At 70.6% G+C, this 20,337-nt stretch carries 18 protein-coding genes and 1 tRNA gene; 9 read left to right on the forward strand and 10 right to left on the reverse strand.

Going from position 1 to position 20,337, the window contains the following annotated elements; genetic code table 11:
- Positions 1-32: 32 nt before the first annotated feature.
- Together AB0M93_RS30175 and AB0M93_RS30180 are read left to right on the forward strand one after the other, a co-directional pair.
- A complete protein-coding gene (locus AB0M93_RS30175; RefSeq protein WP_364279239.1) occupies positions 33-2,000 on the forward strand; it encodes an FUSC family protein in 1,968 nt (655 codons plus the stop codon).
- A 23-nt stretch (positions 2,001-2,023) separates the two neighbouring features.
- Positions 2,024-2,227: an antitoxin gene (locus AB0M93_RS30180; protein WP_191312519.1), complete on the forward strand. Its 204-nt coding sequence runs from the start codon at positions 2,024-2,026 to the stop codon at positions 2,225-2,227.
- Here the strand turns inward: AB0M93_RS30180 and AB0M93_RS30185 are convergent, their stop codons facing one another.
- From AB0M93_RS30185 to AB0M93_RS30195, 3 genes are all read right to left on the reverse strand, one after another.
- A complete protein-coding gene (locus AB0M93_RS30185; protein WP_364279567.1) occupies positions 2,228-3,181 on the reverse strand; it encodes a prephenate dehydrogenase in 954 nt (317 codons plus the stop codon).
- A gap of 114 nt (positions 3,182-3,295) precedes the next feature.
- Entirely contained in the window at positions 3,296-5,308 is a 2,013-nt protein-coding gene (locus AB0M93_RS30190) for an NADPH-dependent 2,4-dienoyl-CoA reductase (protein WP_364279242.1), read from the reverse strand.
- Positions 5,305-5,847 carry a PadR family transcriptional regulator gene (locus AB0M93_RS30195; RefSeq protein ID WP_364279245.1) on the reverse strand — a complete coding sequence of 181 codons (543 nt, stop codon included), beginning with the start codon at positions 5,845-5,847 and terminating at the stop codon, positions 5,305-5,307. Before AB0M93_RS30195 ends, AB0M93_RS30190 begins: the two co-directional genes overlap by 4 nt.
- 105 nt (positions 5,848-5,952) lie before the next feature.
- On the opposite strand from AB0M93_RS30195, the gene AB0M93_RS30200 reads away from it, so the two are divergent.
- Positions 5,953-6,891, forward strand: coding sequence for a patatin family protein (locus AB0M93_RS30200; RefSeq protein ID WP_364279247.1), 939 nt, complete (start codon positions 5,953-5,955; stop codon positions 6,889-6,891).
- Here AB0M93_RS30200 and AB0M93_RS30205 read toward each other — a convergent pair.
- Together AB0M93_RS30205 and AB0M93_RS30210 are read right to left on the reverse strand one after the other, a co-directional pair.
- Positions 6,888-7,730: an SAM-dependent methyltransferase gene (locus AB0M93_RS30205; RefSeq protein ID WP_364279250.1), complete on the reverse strand. Its 843-nt coding sequence runs from the start codon at positions 7,728-7,730 to the stop codon at positions 6,888-6,890. The two genes, AB0M93_RS30200 and AB0M93_RS30205, sit on opposite strands and share 4 nt — an antisense overlap.
- Complete coding sequence (locus tag AB0M93_RS30210; protein ID WP_364279253.1) at positions 7,727-8,176, reverse strand: MarR family transcriptional regulator; 450 nt, start codon at positions 8,174-8,176, stop codon at positions 7,727-7,729. The genes AB0M93_RS30205 and AB0M93_RS30210 overlap by 4 nt, the downstream gene beginning before the upstream one ends.
- 154 nt (positions 8,177-8,330) lie before the next feature.
- On the opposite strand from AB0M93_RS30210, the gene AB0M93_RS30215 reads away from it, so the two are divergent.
- Positions 8,331-9,293 (forward strand): alpha/beta hydrolase, encoded by a 963-nt coding sequence (locus tag AB0M93_RS30215; protein WP_364279256.1) that lies wholly within the window; start codon positions 8,331-8,333, stop codon positions 9,291-9,293.
- 144 nt (positions 9,294-9,437) lie between these two features.
- Positions 9,438-10,646 (forward strand): alpha/beta hydrolase-fold protein, encoded by a 1,209-nt coding sequence (locus AB0M93_RS30220; RefSeq protein WP_364279258.1) that lies wholly within the window; start codon positions 9,438-9,440, stop codon positions 10,644-10,646.
- A 4-nt stretch (positions 10,647-10,650) separates the two neighbouring features.
- Here AB0M93_RS30220 and AB0M93_RS30225 read toward each other — a convergent pair whose 3' ends face one another.
- Positions 10,651-11,559, reverse strand: coding sequence for a hypothetical protein (locus tag AB0M93_RS30225; RefSeq protein ID WP_364279261.1), 909 nt, complete (start codon positions 11,557-11,559; stop codon positions 10,651-10,653).
- 190 nt (positions 11,560-11,749) lie between these two features.
- Between AB0M93_RS30225 and AB0M93_RS30230 the strand changes: the two genes are divergently transcribed.
- A complete protein-coding gene (locus AB0M93_RS30230) occupies positions 11,750-12,454 on the forward strand; it encodes a DUF4383 domain-containing protein (RefSeq protein ID WP_364279264.1) in 705 nt (234 codons plus the stop codon).
- Positions 12,455-12,460: 6 nt separating this feature from the next.
- On the opposite strand, the gene AB0M93_RS30235 is transcribed toward AB0M93_RS30230, so the two are convergent.
- Together AB0M93_RS30235 and pcaB are read right to left on the reverse strand one after the other, a co-directional pair.
- Entirely contained in the window at positions 12,461-13,468 is a 1,008-nt protein-coding gene (locus tag AB0M93_RS30235) for an SCO0930 family lipoprotein (protein WP_364279267.1), read from the reverse strand.
- 286 nt (positions 13,469-13,754) lie between these two features.
- Entirely contained in the window at positions 13,755-15,164 is a 1,410-nt protein-coding gene (gene pcaB, locus AB0M93_RS30240) for a 3-carboxy-cis,cis-muconate cycloisomerase (RefSeq protein ID WP_364279270.1), read from the reverse strand.
- Between the two features lie 68 nt (positions 15,165-15,232).
- Between pcaB and AB0M93_RS30245 the strand changes: the two genes are divergently transcribed.
- Positions 15,233-15,874 carry a TMEM175 family protein gene (locus AB0M93_RS30245; RefSeq protein WP_364279273.1) on the forward strand — a complete coding sequence of 214 codons (642 nt, stop codon included), beginning with the start codon at positions 15,233-15,235 and terminating at the stop codon, positions 15,872-15,874.
- Positions 15,875-15,878: 4 nt separating this feature from the next.
- Here the strand turns inward: AB0M93_RS30245 and AB0M93_RS30250 are convergent, their stop codons facing one another.
- Complete coding sequence (locus tag AB0M93_RS30250; protein ID WP_364279276.1) at positions 15,879-16,421, reverse strand: DinB family protein; 543 nt, start codon at positions 16,419-16,421, stop codon at positions 15,879-15,881.
- Positions 16,422-16,634: 213 nt separating this feature from the next.
- Here AB0M93_RS30250 and AB0M93_RS30255 point away from each other — a divergent pair, with 213 nt between their 5' ends.
- Positions 16,635-17,483: a hypothetical protein gene (locus AB0M93_RS30255; protein ID WP_364279278.1), complete on the forward strand. Its 849-nt coding sequence runs from the start codon at positions 16,635-16,637 to the stop codon at positions 17,481-17,483.
- Between the two features lie 230 nt (positions 17,484-17,713).
- Positions 17,714-17,786 (forward strand) — tRNA-Lys (locus AB0M93_RS30260).
- Between the two features lie 932 nt (positions 17,787-18,718).
- Here AB0M93_RS30260 and AB0M93_RS30265 read toward each other — a convergent pair.
- Positions 18,719-19,945: a tyrosine-type recombinase/integrase gene (locus tag AB0M93_RS30265; protein WP_364279280.1), complete on the reverse strand. Its 1,227-nt coding sequence runs from the start codon at positions 19,943-19,945 to the stop codon at positions 18,719-18,721.
- Positions 19,946-20,337 lie beyond the last annotated feature (392 nt).

Raw genomic sequence — 20,337 nt, forward strand, 5'->3', positions numbered from 1 at the left:
TCGTCTCCGGGAGCGTAGGTCAAGATGAGGGGGTGAGCACGCCGCGCCCCGACCTCGCCGCGCCGCACTGGCTCGTCCAGCTGCTGCGCAGCAAGCCGGTCCCGGTGCCGTGGAACATGGTCGCCCGCGCGGTCTTCGCGCTGGCCGTCCCGCTCGCCGTGGCGTACGCGGCTGGTGACATCGCCGTCGGCGCGCTCGTCTCCACCGGCGCGCTCCCCGCCGTGCTGTCCGAATCGGCCGGTCCCTACCGCTACCGCGCCCGGCGGCTGGGCGGTGCGACCCTGGCGGCAACCGCCGGCTACCTGGTCGGGCTGCTCACCGGCGGCACCCCGGCGCTGTCCGTGCCCGCGGTGATCCTGGTGGCCGCGGTGTCGGCGCTGATCAGCGCGGCGGGCAGCAACGCCTCCGTCGCCGGGCTGCAGATGTTCGTGTTCTGCGTGCTCGGCACCGGGCAGCACGCGACCGGTGTGCGCGTCGAAGTCCTCTTCGGCTTCTTCTGCCTCGGCGCCGCCTGGAGCTTCCTGGTCGCGCTCGTGACGTGGACGGTCCGGGCGACCAGCCCCGAACGCACCGCCGTCGCCCACGTCTACGTCGAGCTGGCCGCGATGCTGTCGGCGACCGACGAAGCCGTCTCGCGGGTCGCCCGCCACCGGCTGACCACGGCCATGAACACCGCCTACGACCAGCTGCTCACCGCGCGCTCGTGGCTGTCCGGCCGCGACGCCGCCTACCGGCACCTGCTCAACCTGCTTTCGGCGACGACGCCCGCGGTCGAGGCGTCGGTGGCGCTGGTCAACGCCGGCCGCCGCCCGCCCCAGCTGGTCATCGACCACTTCGTCGCCCTGTCCGCGTCGGTGCTGGCCAGCCAGCCGCTGCCGGAACCGCCGCCGGCTCCGGCCGACGACGGCGACCCGCTGCTCGCCGCCCTCTACGCGGGGCTGGTCCGGATCGGCAAGGGCGACGACCGCAAGCGCCGGGAGCCGACGCCGTGGTACCGGCGCCTGCGGACGTGGGCCGGCTCGCTGGCGTCCGGTCCGCTGACCTGGATCGCCGCGCTGCGGCTGACCCTGTGCGTCGCGATCGCCGAGGTCGTCGGGCTGCTGGTGCCGTTCGAGCGGTCCTACTGGATCACCCTGACCGTCGGGATCGTGCTCAAGCCCGATTTCGGCTCGGTCTTCGGCCGCGCGGTGCTGCGCGGGATCGGCACCCTCGCCGGCGTCGGGATCGGCGCGCTGGTGCTCGTCGCGGGCGGCCGCGGCTGGATCCTGGTCGCGCTGATCGCGCTCTTCGCCGGCGGCGTGGCGATCGGGAAGGTGCGCAACTACGGCATCCTCAGCGCGTTCGTGACACCGCTGATCATCCTGCAGATGGACCTGGCGAACACCGGGAGCTGGAACGTCGTCGTGGCGCGGCTGGTCGACACCGCGCTGGGCTGCGTGATCGTGCTCGTCTTCGGCTACCTGCTGTGGCCGGGCAGCCGGCGTCCCCAGGTCGGCGGCCGGCTCGCCGACGGGCTGGACGCGGTCGCCAAGTACGTCTCGCATGCGTTGGCCGAGGCGTCGTCCGGAGAGGCGCGGCTGGCGCGGTCCCGGGCCCGGCGTGGCGCCTACCGGGCCCTGGCCGACCTGCGGACGGCGTTCCAGCAGGTCGTTGTCGAACCGTCCGCGAACGGCCGCCAGGCGGTGGCGTGGTGGCCGGTGATCGCCGCGCAGGAACGCGTCGCCGACGCCGTCACCGAGGTCGGCGTGACGATCGGGCGGGGCGTGCCGCCGCCGGCCCCGGCCGACGTCGAGCTGCTGACGGCCGCGCTCGGCGAGCTCGCGTCGGCCGTGCGGGAGCAGCGGGAGCCGCGGTCGGTGCCGCTGCCGGACGCCCCGCAGCTGTCCGGGGTGGTCGATCAGCTGGAGTCGGCGTTCGACGCCGTCCGCGGCCCCGACCTGGCCGAACGCACGCCGCTGCGGCTCGTCCGGCGGTTCCTGCCGTACCACCGGCGCACGTGACGGGGGTGCGGTTCAATGCACCCATGGGAATCGACTTCGAAGCGTTGAAGGGCAAGGCCGAAGAGGCCCTGCGCGAGCACAACGACAAGATCGAGGAAGGCCTCGACAAGGCCGCCGACTTCGCGAAGTCGAAGTTCGCCGGCCACGACAGCCAGATCGACACCGGTGTCGAGAAGGCGAAGGACTTCCTCAACAAGTTCGACGACACACCCGACACTCCGCGGTAACTACTGGACCTCGCCGGTCGCAATCCCGTCGGACAGCCCGGTGATCCGGCCGCCGCGCTCGCCGAGCGCGATCAGGCCCTGCCGGGCGTCCGGCGCGGACAGGCTGATCCGGACGCCCGCCCGCTCGACGTCCAGGCTGGCGGCAAGCGCTTGCGCGCCTTCGTACCCGGCGTTGATCGTGGCCGCGAGCCCGCCGGTCGAGGCCAGCGAGCCGCGGGCGGCGCCGAGCCGGCCGAGCGCCTCGTCGACGATCGGCAGCAGCGCGTCCCGGTTGCCTTCGGTCATCGCGCGGACGAGCTGCGGGTTCGAGCCCGCGACGCGCGTGCCGTCGCGGTAGGACCCGGCCGCCAGCGACATCGCCAGCGGGCCGCCCTCGGCGCCGATCGTGGCCAGGATCGCCGCCAGCAGGTGCGGCAGGTGCGAAATCCGGGCGACGGCCTCGTCGTGCGACTCCGCGGGCAGCGGTACCACGTGCGCGCCGACGTCCAGCACGAACTTCGCCACCTCGGCCCACGCTTCGAGGTCGGTGTCCTCCTCGACGGTGACCACCCACGCGGCGCCCTGGAACAGCGCGGCGTCACCGGCCAGCCAGCCGGAGTTCGACGTCCCGGCCATCGGGTGCCCGCCGACGTACCGCGTGTACGGCACGCGGCGGCGGACCGCGTCCAGTACCGGCGCTTTCACGCTGGTCACGTCGGTCAGCAGGCAGTGCGACGCGTGCTGGGAAACCAGGCGCAGCAGGTCCTCGACGGCCGGCAGCGGCACGGCGAGCACGACCATCGCGTCGTCGGCCGCGGCCCGGTGCAGGGCCGCTTCGACGTCGGTCGTGACGTCGAAGCCCGCTCTGCTCGCCGCGTCGGCGTCCACTTCGGAAACCGCGGCGCCGAACGCCGTGCGGCCGCTGGCGGCCGCCGCGCGCAGCAGCGACCCGCCGATCAGCCCGAGCCCGATCACGCATACGTCTCGCACGGGGCCCATCCTGCCAGTAACAAGCGGGTCTGCGCCCCGAGCCGGGGGCTCCGCCACCCGGACCCCCGGAAAGAAGGTGTGTGCCGGACGCATTCGGGGCTACAGCGCGGCGGCGAGCCTCGTTCCCTGGTCGATGGCGCGTTTCGCGTCGAGTTCGGCGGCGACGTCGGCCCCGCCGATCAGGTGCACCGGCAGCCCCGCGGCCCGCAGTTCGTCGGCGAGGTCCCGCACGGGTTCCTGACCGGCGCAGACGACGATCGTGTCGACCTCCAGGAGCCGCGCGCGGCCGTCGACGGTGATGTGCAGGCCGTCGTCGTCGATCCGTTCGTAGGTGACGCCGGGCAGCTGTTCGACGCGCTTGGCCTTGAGCGCGGCCCGGTGCACCCAGCCCGACGTCTTGCCCAGCCCGGAACCGATCCCGGACTTCTTGCGCTGCAGCAGGTACACCTGCCGCGGCGACGGCTCGGGCTTCGGCGTGCCGAGCCCGCCGGGCGCCTGTTCCGGGTCGGTGACACCCCATTCGGCCATCCACGCGGCGCGGTCCAGCGCCGGGGACGCCGTGTGCGTCAGGAATTCGCTGACGTCGACGCCGATGCCGCCGGCCCCGATCACCGCGACCCGCTCGCCGACCGGCTTGCCGTGCTTCACGACGTCGACGTAGGACAGCACCTTCGGGTGATCGATGCCGGGCAGCGACGGCACCCGCGGCGCGACGCCGGTGGCCAGCACGACCTCGTCGAAGCCGGTGAGATCCTTCGCGGCGACGCGCGTCCCGAGGTGCAGCTTCACCCCGGTCACTTCGAGCCGCCGCTGGTAGTAGCGGATGGTCTCGGCGAACTCCTCCTTGCCGGGGATCTTCCGCGCGATGCCGAACTGGCCGCCGATCTCGTCGTCGGCTTCGAACAGCTCGACGCTGTGCCCGCGTTCGGCCAGCGCGGTCGCGGCGGACAACCCGGCGGGGCCCGCGCCGACGACGGCGACGTGCTTCGACCGCCGCGCCGGGGAGAGGACCAGCTCGGTTTCGTGGCCGGCGCGCGGGTTGACCATGCAGGACACGAGCTTGCGCTTGAAGGCGTGGTCGAGACAGGCCTGGTTGCAGGCGATGCAGGTGTTGATCTCGTCCTCGCGGCCGCTCTCGGCCTTGCGGATCCACTCGGGATCGGCGAGGAACGGCCGGGCCATCGACACGAGATCGGCGTCGCCGCTGCTCAGCGCCTCCTCGGCGACCTGCGGCATGTTGATCCGGTTCGACGTGACGACCGGGATGCCCACGTGCGGCTTGAGTTTCCCGGTCACCCAGGTGAACGCGGCGCGCGGCACCGACGTCACGATGGTCGGCACGCGGGCCTCGTGCCAGCCGATGCCGGTGTTGATGATCGTGGCGCCGGCCGCCTCGACTTCTCGAGCGAGCGCGACGACGTCTTCCCAGCGCTGGCCGCCCGGCACGAGGTCGAGCATGGACAGGCGGTAGATGATGATGAAGTCGTCGCCGACCTTTTCCCTGGTGCGCTTGACGATCTCGACGGCGAACCGGCGGCGCTTCGCCGGCGTGCCGCCCCAGGCGTCGGTGCGCTTGTTGGTGCGCTCGGCCAGGAACTGGTTGATCAGGTAGCCCTCGGAACCCATGATCTCGACGCCGTCGTAGCCCGCTTCGCGCGCGAGAGCGGCGCAGTCGGCGAAGGCGCGGATCTGCTGGCGCACGCCGTAGCCGGTGAGGGCGCGCGGCCGGAACGGGTTGATCGGCGCCTTGATGCTCGACGCGGACACGCTCAGCGGATGGTAGGCGTACCGGCCGGCGTGCAGGATCTGCAGCGCGATCTTGCCGCCGGCTTCGTGCACCGGAGCGGTCAGTTGCCGGTGTTGGTTTGCTTCGGCTGACGTCGTCAGCTTCGAGGCGAGCGGCAGCAGCCAGCCGGTGCGGTTCGGCGCGAACCCGCCGGTGACGATGAGCCCGACGCCGCCGCGGGCGCGTTCGGCGTAGTACTCGGCCAGTTCGGGGAAGTGCGCGGCCTTGTCCTCGAGGCCGGTGTGCATCGATCCCATCAGGACGCGGTTGCGCAGCGTCGTGAAGCCGAGGTCGAGCGGGCTCAGCAGGTTCGGGTACGGGCTCATCGGGCGTCCTTCGGGTTGAGGGCGGCGAGCACTTCGTCGAACCAGTCGACCTGGCCCTCTTCGACGCGGATGCCGCCGCGCAGGACCAGGTACTGGTGCAGGTGGCGGCCGTGCAGGGCCGCCGGCGCGGGAAAGTCGCGCTTCTCGATCTGGCGGTAGACGTCGAGGCGTTCGGCGTGTCTCGCGCGGTGCCGGACGATCTCCTCGGCGACCTTCGCGGGGTCGCCGAAGGTCGCGCCGCGGATCTTCACGGCCAGTTCGACCGGCCCGGCGGACGGATCGGGCTCGGCGAGCCAGCGGACGAGTTCGGCGCGGCCGCCGTCGCTGACGGTGTAGACCTTCTTGTCCGGCCGCCCTGCCTGCGCGACGACGTCGACGGCGACCCAGCCGGCCTCTTCCATCCGCTTCAGCACGCGGTAGATCTGCTGGTGGGTGGCGCTCCAGAAGAGCCCGATCGACTTCTCGAACCGGCGGGTCAGCTCGTAGCCCGAGCCGGCGCGCTCGGACAGCGAGACGAGGATCGCGTGCTCCAGTGCCATGTGCCACAGCATGCATATGCAACTAGGTGCAGTGCAACGAGGCGCGCATCACTTCACCCTCTGAGGGGGATAAATCGGGTCGACTAATCGATCGAAGCGACCAGGATGGGAGGGGTGCACCCGGTACTCGAACTGATCTCCGAACGGATGGCGGCGGGCAGTGCCCCGGGAGAGCGCACCGACGGCCGGCGCCTCGCGCTCGCCATCGAAGGCGGCAGCAGCCGCGGCACGTACTCGAGCGGAATGGTCCTGGCGCTGGACGAACTCGGCGTCACACCGGCGTTCGACGCCGTCTACGGCTCGTCAGCCGGTGCGCTGAACGGTGCCTGGCTGCTCTGCGGCCGGTCCTCGACCGGCGTCCGGACGTGGTGGAACCCGGTCGTCATGCGGCGGATCATCAACCCGCTGCACACGCTGCGCGGCCGGGCGGTGATCGACCTCGAATACCTCGTCCACCAGGTCTATTCGGTGCTGGAGCCGATGGACTTCCCGGCGATCCTGGCCAACCCGGTCACCTTCCACCCGCTGGCCACCGACGCCGACACGGGCGAGTCGACCGACCTGCACCCGTTCCTCGACGACGTCGACGCGATCAAGGTCGCGCTCGCCGCGTCGTCCTGCATGCCGGTGCTGGCCGGGCCGCCGATCCCGATGGCAGGCCGCCGGTTCGTCGACGCCGGCGTGGCCGAGCCGATCCCGTACCGCACTGCGCTCGCCCAGGGCGCGACCGACGTCCTGGTGCTGCGCACCCGCCGCGCCGACGAGCTGCCGGTGCGGCCGCCGCGGATGCACGACGTCGTCGTGCCGCGGTTCCTGCGCCGCCAGGCGCCCGGCGCGATCCCGGCCTGGCAGGACACCTACCGGCGGGACGTCGAGGACGAGGACGTCCTGACGACCGACCCACGCATCCTGTGCGTGCGGCCGCCGGTCGGCGCGCCGGACGTGGCGGTGCTGGAGCGCGACCCCGAGGTGCTGCGCAAGGCCGTCGACCTGGGGAAGAGTGCGGTCCTGGACGTGCTGGAAAGCCTGTGCGAAGCGTCTTAGGGCTTGCGCGCGACCCCGCCGATCACCCGCGACTCGGACGGCGAGCCGGCGAACACGGTGTGCTCGTCCGGGTGCCACGCCGGCGCGTAGACGAGCCCGGGCTCCAGCAGCGGCCAGCCGCCGAAGAAGCGTTCGAACTCGGCCATCGTCCGCAGGAAACCGGGGTTCGTCGTGGTCTCGTAGTACTCGAGGAGGTCGAGCAGCGCCTGCCGCTCGTCTTCGTTGACCGGGTTTTCGTTCGTCATCTGCGACAGCACCAGCAGCGAGCCGGGTGCCAGCCGTCGGCGGTAGAACGCCAGCAGCTCGTCCGGCTTCTGCTCGTCCTTGATGAAGTGCATGACCGCATTGATCACCAGCGCGACCGGCTCGCGCACGTCGATGATGTCCGAGGCCTTCACGCGCTCCCAGAGGTCGTCCGGCTGCAGGAAGTCCGCGGCGATGGCGTGGTGGCGCTCCGGGTCGGCGGTGTCCGCGAGCAGCAGCGTCGAGTGGGCCAGCGCGATGGGCTCGTTGTCGATGTAGAGCACGCGCGTGTCCAGCTCGGGGCGTGCCTCGTCGGCGACTTCGTGCACGTTGCCCGCGGTCGGCAGGCCGGAGCCGACGTCGACGAACTGCCGGATGCCTTCGCGGACGCACTGCCGGACCGCGCGGCCGAGGAACTGGCGGCTCGTCAGGCAGTAGTCGCCCATCAGCGGCAGCCGCGCGCGGACCTTTTCGGCGAACGCGCGGTCGATCGCGTAGTGCGTGTTCCCGCCGATGAAGTAGTCGTAGATCCGCGCCGCCGACGGCCGGTCGAGACTGCTCTCGACGGCCTTGAGCGCGTCGTCGTGGTTGATCATGCCGGTGCCAGAGCCTCCCGATAGGCGTTCACCGACTCTGTCAGGCGGTCCAGCTCGGCCCGCATCCGGGCCACCCCGGCGTCGTCCAGGTTCATCGCCGTGCCGATCACGTCGGGGATGCCCTCGGCCTTCGTGCGCAACGCTTTCCCGGCGTCGCTCAGGCTGACCCGGACCGAGCGCTCGTCGTCGGCCTGCCGGTTCCGGAACACCAGGCCCGCGGTCTGCAGCCGCTTGAGCAGCGGCGACAGCGTGCCCGAGTCGAGGTTCAGCTCGGCGCCGAGCTCCTTCACCAAGCGGTGGTCCCGCTCCCAGAGCGCCAGCATGACCAGGTACTGGGGATAGGTCAGATCGAGGTCCTCCAGGACGACCCGGTACAGCGACGTCACCGCGCGAGACGCCGCGTACAGCCCGAAGCAGAGCTGGTCGTCCAGCCGCAGCGATGCCATGGCGTCCTCCTCTCTCGTAACACTCCATGCTTCCCGACATCGCTTCGGACGGCAACTTAAGTGCCCTGCATCTCATTGGGCTCAAATTAGTTGTGCACAACTGAGTTGCGAGCTACGTTCGTGGCATCAGCTTGCTCCACCCGAGGAGGACGACATGACCGCCAACCCGCACAACCTGGCCCTCGAACCGGCCGCGCAGGCGTTCGCGGAGGCCACCGACCAGCCGCCGTACCTGTTCCAGCTGGCCCCGGAGGAAGGCCGCAAGGCCGTCGACGGCGTTCAGGACGGCGAGGTCGCCATGGCTCCCGCCGAGATCGAGGTGCTGACCGTCCCCGGCGGCCCGAACGGCGACGTCGAGACCCGGATCGTCCGCCCCGCGGGGGTTGCCGGTCCGCTGCCGGTGATCGTCTACATCCACGGCGCCGGCTGGGTGTTCGGCGACTTCCACACCCACGAGCGCCTGGTCCGCGAACTGGCCGCCGGCGTCGGCGCGGCCGTCGTGTTCCCCGAGTACAGCCGCTCTCCCGAGGCGCGCTACCCGGTCGCCATCGAGGAGAACTACGCCGTGGCGAAGTGGGTCGCCGCGAACGGCGCTTCGAAGGGGCTGGACACCTCGCGCATCGCGATCGCCGGTGACTCCGTCGGCGGCAACATGACCGCGGCGCTGACGCTGCTGGCCAAGCAGCGCGGCGACGTCACCTTCAAGCAGCAGGTGCTCTTCTACCCGGTCACCGACGCTTCCTTCGACACCGAGTCGTACCACCAGTTCGCCGAGGGCTACTTCCTCGGCCGCGAAGGCATGAAGTGGTTCTGGGACCAGTACACGACGGATCCCGCCCAGCGTGCGGAGATCACGGCGTCGCCGCTGCGCGCGTCGCTCGACGAGCTCGCCGGGCTGCCGCCGGCCCTGGTGATCACCGGCGAAGCCGACGTGCTCCGCGACGAAGGTGAGGCGTACGCGGCGAAGCTGCGTCAGGCCGGTGTGCCGGTCACTGCCGTCCGCTACCAGGGGATCATCCACGACTTCGTGATGGTCAACGCCCTTCGCGAGACCCACGCCGCCGAGGCCGCGATCACCCAGGCCGTCACGGTGCTGTCCCGCGCGCTCGCGCAGTAACTGAGAAATCGCTGAGTGCGCCGCACGTTGCGGTCTATGACAGAGCTCACAAGGCCGCAACGTGCGTGGGTGGTCAAACGTGATATATACGCGAGTCCCGCGATCCGGGCGCGCAATTCCTGCCCGCCTGGAAGGACCGTTCCCATGCACTTGAGCAGCATCCGGCTCGATTCGCCGGTCAACATGATCGTGGTGGTCGTGCTGACGCTGCTCGCGATCATCGCCGTCCCGTGGTTCTGGGACCGCTGGAAGCGCAAACGGCTCTGGCGCAGCGCGACGATCCTGCTCGCCGTCGTCCTCGTGGTGCTCAGCGCGGGTATGGGCGGCAACATGATCGGCGGGTTCTTCCCGACGGTCGGCTCGCTGCTCGGCACCGGCGTCTACGCGGCGCAGGGGACCGACGCGGAAGCGGCGCAGAACGGCGAAGACCTCGAAAAACTGCGGGACACCGGCGTCGCTCACGCCCGCGAAGGCAAGGGCACCGTCGTCCACATGAAGGTGACCGGGCGGCGCACCAAGATCACCCGCGACGTCACGGTCTACCTGCCGCCGCAGTACTTCGACGCGGCGTTCAAGGAACTGCGCTTCCCGGCGATCGAGTGGATCCCGAACTACCCGTCCGGCCCCGAGGTCGTGACCGGCGGCTACCACCTGCCGGAACAGCTCGACGCGGCGATCGCCAAGCGCGTCCTGCCGCCGACGGTCGTGATCGTCCCGGACCCGACGGGCGTCCCGAAGGTCGGCCACGACACGGAATGCATCGACGAGGTCAACGGCACCGCTAACGACACCTACCTCAGCGCGGACCTGCGCGACTGGGCGCTGCAGAAGCTCGGCGTCGCGCCGGGCCGGCGGGCGTGGACGATGGCGGGCTGGTCGTCCGGCGGGTACTGCGCGATGAACCTGGTGACGCGCCACCCGCAGTGGTACGGCCAGGCGGTCAGCGTCAGCGGCTACGACAAGGCCCAGGTCGACGCCGAGACCGAGGACCTGTTCCACGGCCGCCAGGACATCAACGACGCCAACAACGTCCGGCTCAACGTGGCCCGGCACCCGTCGCCGGTGGACATCCTGGCGATCTCGGGCGACAAGGAGAACTACGAGAGCTTCTCGATCGACCAGATCCGCGCGGCGGCCCGGCCGCCGATCCAGTTCTCGTCGTGGCGGATCCGGGACGCCGGGCACAACATGAACACGTTCAAGTCGCAGATCCCCGACGTCCTGGCGTGGATCGGGGCCCACACGACGGGCCCGTCCCCGGCCGGCCGGCAGCTGGAGACCACCGGCGGCGTGCTGCCGTGGCCGCTGCCGCGCTCCGGCGCGCACGGCGCACTGGCCGACACCGACCAGTAGGCCGTCAGCCGAGCAGCTTCGTCACGACGTCCGTCACGCGCTTCGACGCGGTCGGGTAGTCGACGCCGGCGGGGTGTTCGGTCAGCACCGCCACGATGTAGCGGCTGTCGTCGCCGAGCACGCCCGTGGTGTGCAGCATCCGCGTCGGACCGCAGCACGACCAGCCCTGCTTGACCGCCCACGTCCGCCCCGCGGCGGCGTCCGGGATCCCGAAGTACTGCCGGAAGCCGTCGGACCCGCGTTCGGTCGCGGCGTGCAACGCGGCCAGGATCGCGCTGGGCCCGTGGTCGAGCAGGTACTGGTAGATCTTGACGACGTCCGCCGCGGTGATGCGCGTGTCGCCCCAGCGGCCGGGTTCCGCGGGCGGCCGGGTGCCGGTGAGGCCCAGCTTCGCGACCCAGCGCGTCACGATCGACGTGCCGCCGTAGGCCACCCAGAACCGGCTGGCGAGGTCGTCGTCGCTGCGGGACAGCATGCGTTGCACGTCCGCCACCGGCCCGCCGCGCTCGAGCACTGAAAGCGCTATCAGGAGCTTGACCAGCGACGCGGAGGTGTATCCGCGGTCGGCGTGCACGGAGACGCTCGTTTTGCCGGTCTGCCGGTCGAAGACGACGGCGCTGACGTTGCCGCCGCGGACCAGCTTGTCCAGGGTGGCGGCGTCCACGTCGGCGCCTGGCTCGGGCTCCTGCTCGGCCGCCGGCTGCGTCTTCGGTGCGGCCTTCGGTTCGGGCTCGGGCTTGGGCTCGGGCTGGGGTTCCGCCTTGGCCGACGGTGTCCGGCTCGGTGTGGTCGCCGCCTCGGCGACCGCGATCGGCTTCGGCGTCGCGGAGGAGCCGTGGCTTGCCGTCACCGCCACCGCGCCGACCGCCCCCAGACACAGCCCCACCAGGAAGATGCCGCTCAGCTTGCGCATGACCCGGATTGCCGGGAAGGACCCGCGCTGTTCGCTCGAACGGGGGTATCTGTGGGATTGCTCTCGAACCGGCCCCGATCCGGGAACGCGCAGGTGGCCTGCGGGCAAGCAGGATCGTTTCGCTCACCGTGGTCGCGGGGTACCCCAGCGCGGTGACGGTCGTCACCACCCGCTGGGAAGGACTGGAGTCATGGTTCACGCGAAAGGCGCACGCATCCGGGTCCGAGGCCTGCAGCCGGCGCAGGTGCTGGCCGGACTGGCCGGCATCGCGTTCCTCGTCGTCGGCATCATCGGATTTTCAAGGACCGGCTTCGGCGACTTCGCCGGGCACCACGACGCGGGGTTCTGGCGGTTCTCCGGCAACCCGCTCATGAGCCTGGTCCGCGTCGTGACCGGCGTCGTCGGCCTGCTGCTGGCGTTCGGCTCGGGCCGCGCGCGAGTCTTCGGCTGGCTGCTGTTCATCGGCTACGGCCTGCTGTTCGTGTGGGGCCTCATGATCGACGGCCTCATTTCCACCAACCCCTTCGCCAACGCCGGCAACCCGATGGACCTCGGCCGCGCCGACACGTGGCTGCACCTCGGCGTCGCCGCGCTCGGTCTGCTGATCGCGGTCCTGCCGGCCCGCCGCACCATCCTGCTGCCCGAAGACGAGACGGCCGACGAGCCGGTCGTGGCCGAGCAGCGCACCGAGGTGATCGACCGCGGCCGTGACACGGACGTCGTCGACCGCGGCCGTGACACGGACGTCGTCGACCGCGGGCGCCGCACGGACGTCGTCGACCGCACCGACGGGGTGGCCGAGGAGCCGCGCCGCCGGTCGTTCCTGCGTCGTGACCACAAGGGGCGAGGCCCGGAGGTCGCTCGCGAAGAGCGTCCGCCGGGCCTCGCCCACTAGGTTCGATCAGTAGGTGGTGCCGGTACCACCGGAGGTGTCGTTGCTGCTCCCAGTTCCGCTGTTGGCCGCCGGGGCCTGGTTGGCGGTGGAGCTGGGGGTGGTGCCGACCTTGCAGCCGTTGGGCTCGATGACGAACCAGGTGCCGTTGACGCCCATGCCGTTCGCGTCGCCCGGCTTCAGGTCCTTCGAGAAGTTGTAGACGGGCCAGCCGCCGATGGTGACCTGCTCGGTGCCGTCCTGGCGCTTGATGCTGCCGAGCAGCTTCGAGTCGATGCCCTGCAGCTCGACCTTGCCGTTGCCGGCCAGGACGGGCGGCCAGGTCTTGGCGCAGTCACCGTTGCAGGCGGAGGTCTTGGCCTTCTTGGTGTCCTTCGTGAACAGGTAGAGGGTCATCCCGTTCTGGTCGACGATGGCGTCGCCGAGCCCGTCGATCTTGCTGGCGCTGAGCTTGACGGCCCCGGACTGGGAGCCGGAGGCCGCGGCCTGCCCGGCCTTACCGCCCTTGGCGTTCGCGGCGTACCAGGCGCCACCGACGCCCTGACCGGTCGCGTCGCCGGGCTTGGTGTCCTTGGCGTAGCGGTAGAGCGCCCACCCGCCGACGGTGATCTGCTCGGTCCCGTCGGCCCGCGTCACCTTCCCGACGAGGCTCTTGTCGACCCCTTGGACCTGCACGTCCCCGGTGGCCGGCATCGGCGGCCAAGCCTTGGCGCAGTCGTCGTTGCAGTTGGACTTCGGCGGCTTCGCGGTGTCCTTGTCGAAGCGGTAGAGGGTCATGCCGTTCTGGTCGGTGAGCACCTGCCCGACGTCGGCGACGTCCGCGACGACCAGTTTGCTTTCGTTCGACGCCGGAGCAGCGTTCCCGACCTGCCCGTTGGCGGCCTGGCCGCCCCCGTTGCCACCAGCGGCGGCCGGAGCGACAACCGGCTGAGCGGTCTCGGCACCCGAGCAAGCGGTGAGCACTGCCAGCCCGGCTGCCGCCGCGGCGACGGAGACGGCGATGCGCGTGCGAAGCATGGAAGTTCTCCTTGTGTCCGTTGGGATTCCCGCCGCTCGGTGCGGCTGCTTGATACCCACTACACGGACCCCCGGCGGAGGCGGTTCAAAGAATTTTCGACGAGGTGAGCCGGGGCTGGGAGTGGAGTGGTCGGGGCCCGGTCGAGCTGTGGGACGGCAGTGGTGGGGGCCGGGGTGACGGCTCGGTGTCTCTTGGGGGATCGGCCCGCAGCCATCGGTCGCTGGCCGCGCAATCTGCCCGCGACCGTCCCTTCCCTTTCCCGCTTCCCCGGGGCGTGAACCGCCGCTACTCCGGTGCGGCCGCCGTCTGCGCGTCGCCGAGGGCACGGTCGACCAGCGCCGCCGCCGCGCCCGTGTAACCGGCCGGCTCGAGGAGCTCGTCGAGCGCCGCCGGCGTCAGCACGTCGGTGATGGCGGGCAGCTCGTCGAGCACCTCCCGCAGCGGCCGGTCCTCGTGCACCGCCCGCCGGGACGCCTCGCCCAGCAGTTCCTTGGCCCTCGCCTTGCCGAGCAGCGGCGCGAGCACGGCGGAAAGCCGCTCGGAGACGATCAGCCCGTGCGTCGACGCCAGGTTCTCCCGCATCCGCCCGGGCGCCGCGGAGAGCCCGCGCGCCAGCTCGGCGGCCGTGTGCGCGGCGCCGCCGGTCAGCCGCAGGCATTCGCGGACCAGCTGCCACTCGGCGTGCCAGACGCCGGCCGACCGCTCGTCTTCGGCCGGCATCGACTGCGTGACACCCGCGGCCAGCACAGGCACCTGCAGCGCGGCCGACCGGATCAGCGTCGCGAGCACCGGGTTCCGCTTGTGCGGCATCGCCGAGGAACCGCCCCGCCCATCGGCGGCCGGTTCGGCGACCTCGCCCAGCTCGGTCCGGGTCAGCGTCTCGACGTCGACCGCCAGCTTCCCGAGCGCCCCCGCGGTGAAGGCGAGCGCGCTCGCCAGGTCCGCGACCGGCGTCCGCAGCGCATGCCACGGCAGCACGGGCGCGGCCAGCCCGGTCTCCTCGGCGAACGCGGCCGTCAGCCGTTGGGCATAGTCGCCGGCGTCCACGTCGCCGTTGGCGAGGCGTGCGTACTCGACGTACGCCGCCAGCGTTCCGGCCGCGCCGCCCAGCGAGACCGGCAGCCCGCCGTCGAGCACGCGCCGGATGCGGACGGCCGCGTCCAGCACGAGCTGACGCCAGCCCGCGGCCTTGAGCCCGAACGTCGTCGGCACGGCGTGCGCCGTCAGCGTCCGGCCGGCCATCGTCGTGTCCCGGTGCTCGCGGGCCAGCCCGGCCAGCGCCTCGGCCGTCGTGTCGAGGTCGGCGGCGAGCGGCCGCAGCGTCCGGTCGGCGACCAGCATCATCGCCGTGTCGAAGATGTCCTGGCTGGTCGAGCCGCGGTGCACGTATTCGGCTGCACCGGGCGCGAGCTCGCCGACCGCCGACGTCAGCGCCTTGACCAGGCCGACGACCGGGTTCGCGGTCGCCCGCGACCCGCGCGCCAGCTCGACGACGTCGATCCGCGCACTGCCCGCGGCCTTCGTGATCGCGTCCGCGGCCTCCGGCGGCACCGTCCCGAGCCGCGCCTGCGCTCGCGCGAGCGCCGCCTCGGCGTCGAGCATCGCGCGCAACCACGCCTCGTCTCCGGTCGACGCTTCGGCCGGCGTACCGGCCCGCACGGGGGACAGGAGCCCGGAATCGGGGTCGACGGTCATGGCGTCAGCATCGCACGCGCGCGACCTCGGCGACGGCCGCGCAGCCGCGTCTGGCACGCTCATCGGCCATGACCAGCGCCCCGTCCGCGGAGGACACCGTCGGCAACGAACCCCGGGGAATCGCCGCCGAGCGGCTGACCTTCTTCTCGGACGCCGTAGTCGCCATCGCGATCACGCTGCTCGCGCTCGAGCTGCCGCTGCCGGAGGGCGCCACCAGCGCCGAACTGCTGCGGTCACTCGGTCATCACCAGTCCGAATACGTCTCCTTCCTGATCAGTTTCGTCGTCATCGGCGGCCACTGGCGTGCCCACCACCGCCTGTTCAACTACGTCACCACGCTCGGCGGCGGGCTGGCCCGGCTCACCTTCGGCTGGCTCCTGACGCAGGTGATCATGCCGTTCGCCACGAAGGTGCTCGCCGAAGACGGCGGGTTCGAGTTCCGCTTCGTCTTCTACGCCGTCGTCCAGGTCGTCGCGCTGTCGCTGTTCCTCCTCATGGCCTGGCAGATCCAGCGCAACCACCTCTACCGCGCGGACACCCCGCCGGAGCTCTTCGGCAAGGTGTACCGCGGGATCGGCGCGATGATCACTGCCTTCGCTGTCTCGATACCGTTCGCCTTCTTCACGCACTGGGCCTACGCGTGCTGGATCGTCGTTCCGCTCGCCGCCAACCTCCTCTTCCGCGTCCGCCGCCGGACGGCCGCCGCCTGAGCCGTCATTCGCCGGTCGCGCCGTCGATCCGTTCGCGGATCAGGTCGGCCTGGCCGATGTGGCGCGCGTACTCGCCGATCATGCGCAGCATCAGCCAGCGCAGGGTGAACGGTTCGCCGGTGCTGCGGCGGGTGCCGGTCTGCTCCAGCGAGCCGGCCGCGACGATCTCCCGCGAGCGCGCACATTCGGCGTGCCACAGGGAAAACGCCTCGTCGACGTCGCCGTCCAGTGAGGTGAAGTCCTGCTCCGGGTCGTCGTCGGAGTAGTAGAGGTTCGGGATGTCCTCGCCCGTGAACTGGATCCGGAACCACCAGCGCTCGCAGCCCGTGAGGTGCCGCAGCAGGCCGTGCAGGGTCAGCGTGGACGGTGGCACCGAGCGTTCGGACAGCTGTGCGGGGTCCAGACCGGCGCATTTCAGCTCGAAGGTGCGCCGGTAGTACTCCAGGCTCTCGGTGAGCGCCTGGCGTTCGTCCGCGACCGGTGCCGGGTCGTGTCTGGGGCCGCTCAAGCGAGGCGGAGCGACCACCGGGGTGGTGTGTTCGGTCATGTGCGGAGCGTGCCACGGGGGTCTGACAATTTTCGGATCGCCGGGCTGATCGGTGACTGGGCAACGTGGGCAAAACCCCAGTTCAAGCACGGTTTCACGAACTCGGTAACGAATCTTCGGGAGCGCCGATCTGATCTTCGTCACCCTGCTGCGCACGCCCGTTCTCACCGGTCGGAGCGGCACCCCCTCGGTTCGGAACCAGGAGATCACCACATGCAGCGAACCGGACGAAGAACCGCCGTGCTGGCCGCGCTGACCACGGCGGTCCTGTGCGCAGCACCGGCGGTCGCAGCCGCGGCGCCGGCCCCGAGCACGATCGACGTCAGCGCGACCACCGTGCGCGCGGGCGACACGCTCACGGTCACCGAGCAGCTGACCAACCCGACGGACTTCACGGTCACCGGCGCGAAGGCCGCGCTCTACGTCAAGGAAGCCCCGATCGCCGACGTGGTGGACCTGGTGTCCTGCACCGGCGCGATCGCGCCGTGCGCGCCCTACCTCAGCAGCTTCCGCGGCGGCGTCGGCGACCTGAACGCGGGCGAGAGCCGGACGGTGACGTTCACCCTGCGCATCAAGGACGACGTCGAGCCGGGCCAGTTCACGCTCCAGCACCAGTTCGCCGGCGACAACTACGCGTTCGCCGTCGAAGACGGCCCGGCCATCACGATCGCCACGCCGGCCAAGGCCGACGTGAAGGTCGCGCTGACCGCGACGCCGCGAATCGGCCTGGTCGCCCGGGTCGACTACGTGATCACGGTGTCGAACACCGGCCCCGCCTCCGCGACCGGCGTCCGCGTGACGGCCAACCCGGGCGCCGCCCGCACAATCGCCTCGGCGACGGGCTGCACCACCTCGGGCACAACCCTGACCTGCGCAATCGGCACCCTGGCCCCGGGCGCTTCGGCGACGGCGAAGTTCACATCGGAAGGCGGCGTCTTCGCGTGGGGCGCGTTCACGGCCACGGCGCAGCGTGCGTCAAGCGCACCGGCCGACCCGAACGTCGCCAACGACAGCGCGTCGAAGAAGTGCAGCGCCTACACGGGTCTCTTCGTGCAGTGCTGACGGCCTGACGCGCGGGGCCCGGCCGGGCCCCGCGCGTTCGTCCACACAGGAGCACCAAAGCGCGCGCCCCGCCGCGAGCGGTCCCGCGCGCAAGGTGACTTCGAGGCTCGGCCGGAGCACGACGTAGAAGAAGTCCAGACCGTCCCGCCTTGAGGTCTTGACCTCCGGCGAAGCCTGAGCCGGACCCGGAGTGCAACCGGCTGACGAGGGCCTGGCTAAACTGAAGGCGCGGGCCGTTAGCTCAATTGGTAGAGCTGCGGACTTTTAATCCGTAGGTTCTGGGTTCGAGCCCCAGGCGGCCCACTACGATCATGCGTCTGACCTGCGGAAACGTTCGGTTTGGCGATCTTTCCGCAGGTCAGGTCGATCTGTGAGGCCTGATGTGTGTCCGAGGCAACAGGCTTCGGTGGTCGGGTAGGTCTGCCGCGTTCGTGCTGGCGGCGGATGTTCGATCTGGCGGTAGCGGTCGATTTTGTTGCTGTTGCGGGGAAATCGTCGTTGCGGCGGTGCGCCGTCGGTGCCTTCTTGTCGTAGTTTCTGATCCTGTGTTCGCTCGGCATGGTGTGTCCGTGGGTGTGGCCTGGAGGCTGCTGGCGGTGCCGGAGCGGTTCGGCACGGCATGACGAAGGGAGACGCATCGGAGCCCCGTAGTACTCGGCGGGTAGCCCGCGTAGCCCCGTGTTTCCCCAGCTCAAGCCTGATGCTTGGCGCTTTGGTGAAGGCGTCAAACCTGCAGATTTTCCGACCGAGGGTCCGGTTCTGCGGCAGTTGCTGGCATGAGTCGGCACTGGGTGGCACTGCCCGCTACGCGTCGGCAGTGGAGTGGGAGCCGGGTCCGGTGCATACTGCCGGAAGGCGCCGTGAACAGAGGGACGTACCGATCTTCTTGGCGGCCTGGTGGCGGTTGCAGGGGCAGAGCGAGACGTAGTAGTCGTCAGCCGAGGTCGCCGGTCATGGTGCTTGGGTCGGCCTGCGAGCGCACGCTGGCAGTGGGCGTTCGAGCCGGTGTAGCGGTCGTTTTGCTGGTGGGGAATCGCCGTTGCGGTGATGGACGGTCGGCGCTGTGTCGCGCCTGTGTTTGCCGGGCGTGGTGTCCGCGGGAGTGGCCCGGAGGCTGCTGACGGTGCCGGCGCGGTTCGGCACGGCATGACGAACGGAGACGCATCGGAGTCCCGTGGTGCTGGGCCGTAGCCCGCGTGGACTGTGTTTCCCCAGCTCAAGGCCAACATTTGATGCTAGCGAAGGCGGCGAACCTGCGGATTTATCGTCCGCGGGTCAAGTTTCAAGACGGTTGCCGACCTGTGCGGGCACTGGGCGGGCAGGCCCGCCACGCGTCGGCAGTGGAGCGGAAGCCGGGCCCGGTGCGTACAGCCGGACGGTGCGGCGAACAGGGACGCGCTGATCTTCTCGGCGGCCTGGTGGCGGGTGCCGGGGTAGAGCGAGACGTAGTAGTCGGCAGTGAAGGACATCGAGGCGTGTCCGAGCATCTCCTGGACGCTTTTGAGGTCGTTGCCGGCGGCCAGCGACAGAGAGGCCGCGCCATGGCGGAGATCATGCAGCCGGATCGGCGGCAGGTTCGTGCGCTCGACCAGCAGGTCCTCGAACTCGTGGGTGAACCGGTCACGTCGACATGGCATCCCCGTAGGGGTGGTGAATAGGTACCGCTCTCCGTCTGGTCCGGCAGGCAGCCCGGCTTGAGCCGTGAGGTGGCGTCCTAGCAGGCCGGCGGTGACGTGGTCGAGAGCGATGGTCCGTGTGCTGTGGGAGCTCTTCAGCTTCCCGTCGTCGTCTTCCTGCTCTTTGGGGGCGGGTCTGGTGATGACGAATAGCTCGTTGTGTCGCAGGTCCACGTCGACCTCGCGCAGGGCGGCGGCTTCGCCACGGCGTAGGCCGGTGACGGCGACGAGGTGGTAGTACAGGTAGCGCTTGTGGTCGGTGATGGCGTTGAGGAACTCGATCGTCTGTTCTCGTGTCCACACGCATACCGGTCCGGGGCGCCATCCGGTTGCCCGCCAGCGTGCTACCCGCTCTTCGGTCCACACGTACGGCCGCGGCTTCACCGCTTCCGGGAGGTCGATCTCGCGGCCTCGTGCCGGGTTGTGTGCCAGCAGTCCGTGACCGACCGCGGTGGTCAGGGCGGAGCTCAGCGTCGCGCGGACCCGCGTCACTGTCGATGGGGCCAGGCGCCCATGCCGGGATCCGCTGCCGGCCGCGATCGCGGTGAACGCCTTCTGCACGTCGGTCACGTCGAGTGTCACCAACGGCAGATCACCGAGCTGCGGGATCAGGTACGTGAGGACATGCTGCCGGTAGGATCGGCGCGTCCTGGGACGAAGCTTGCAGTTGGTGATCCAGTACTCCAGCCAGTGACCGGTCGTCAGCCCGATGCCCTTGGCCGTCGCCGCGACCTGGTTCCGGGCGGCCCTGGCGGCCTCTTCCGAGGCGTAGCCACCGCGGCGCACCCGCGAGCGAGACCGGTCCGGAGCGCGTAACCCTTCGACCGCGAACCACCACGAGCCATGCCCTGGTTCGCTCAACCGGCGACAGCGCGCACCCAGCTGCCTTCCCGTCACCGGGCACCGGCACCCACACCGCTTGAACACTCCACCATCCGATGTCATGGTCACGCACCTCATTCATAAGCAAGACAGGGCACTTCCAGGATCGATGTTGTCGGCCTGAGGCGCCGGGCTGGAATCGGTGGCATGGGCACTTTGAGTGATGACGTTGGACCTCGTAGTCACACCAGAGCGGGTCCAAGCGGCACGGCAGCTGTCGCCGCCGCTGCGATGATGGTGGCGGAGGCAAAGGCGCGTGGGTTTGCTTTGACCTGGTCCGGACGGGTTGCTGTCCT

The sequence above is a fragment of the Amycolatopsis sp. NPDC051102 genome, from assembly GCF_040682815.1.
In the GTDB taxonomy this organism is placed as follows: domain Bacteria; phylum Actinomycetota; class Actinomycetes; order Mycobacteriales; family Pseudonocardiaceae; genus Amycolatopsis.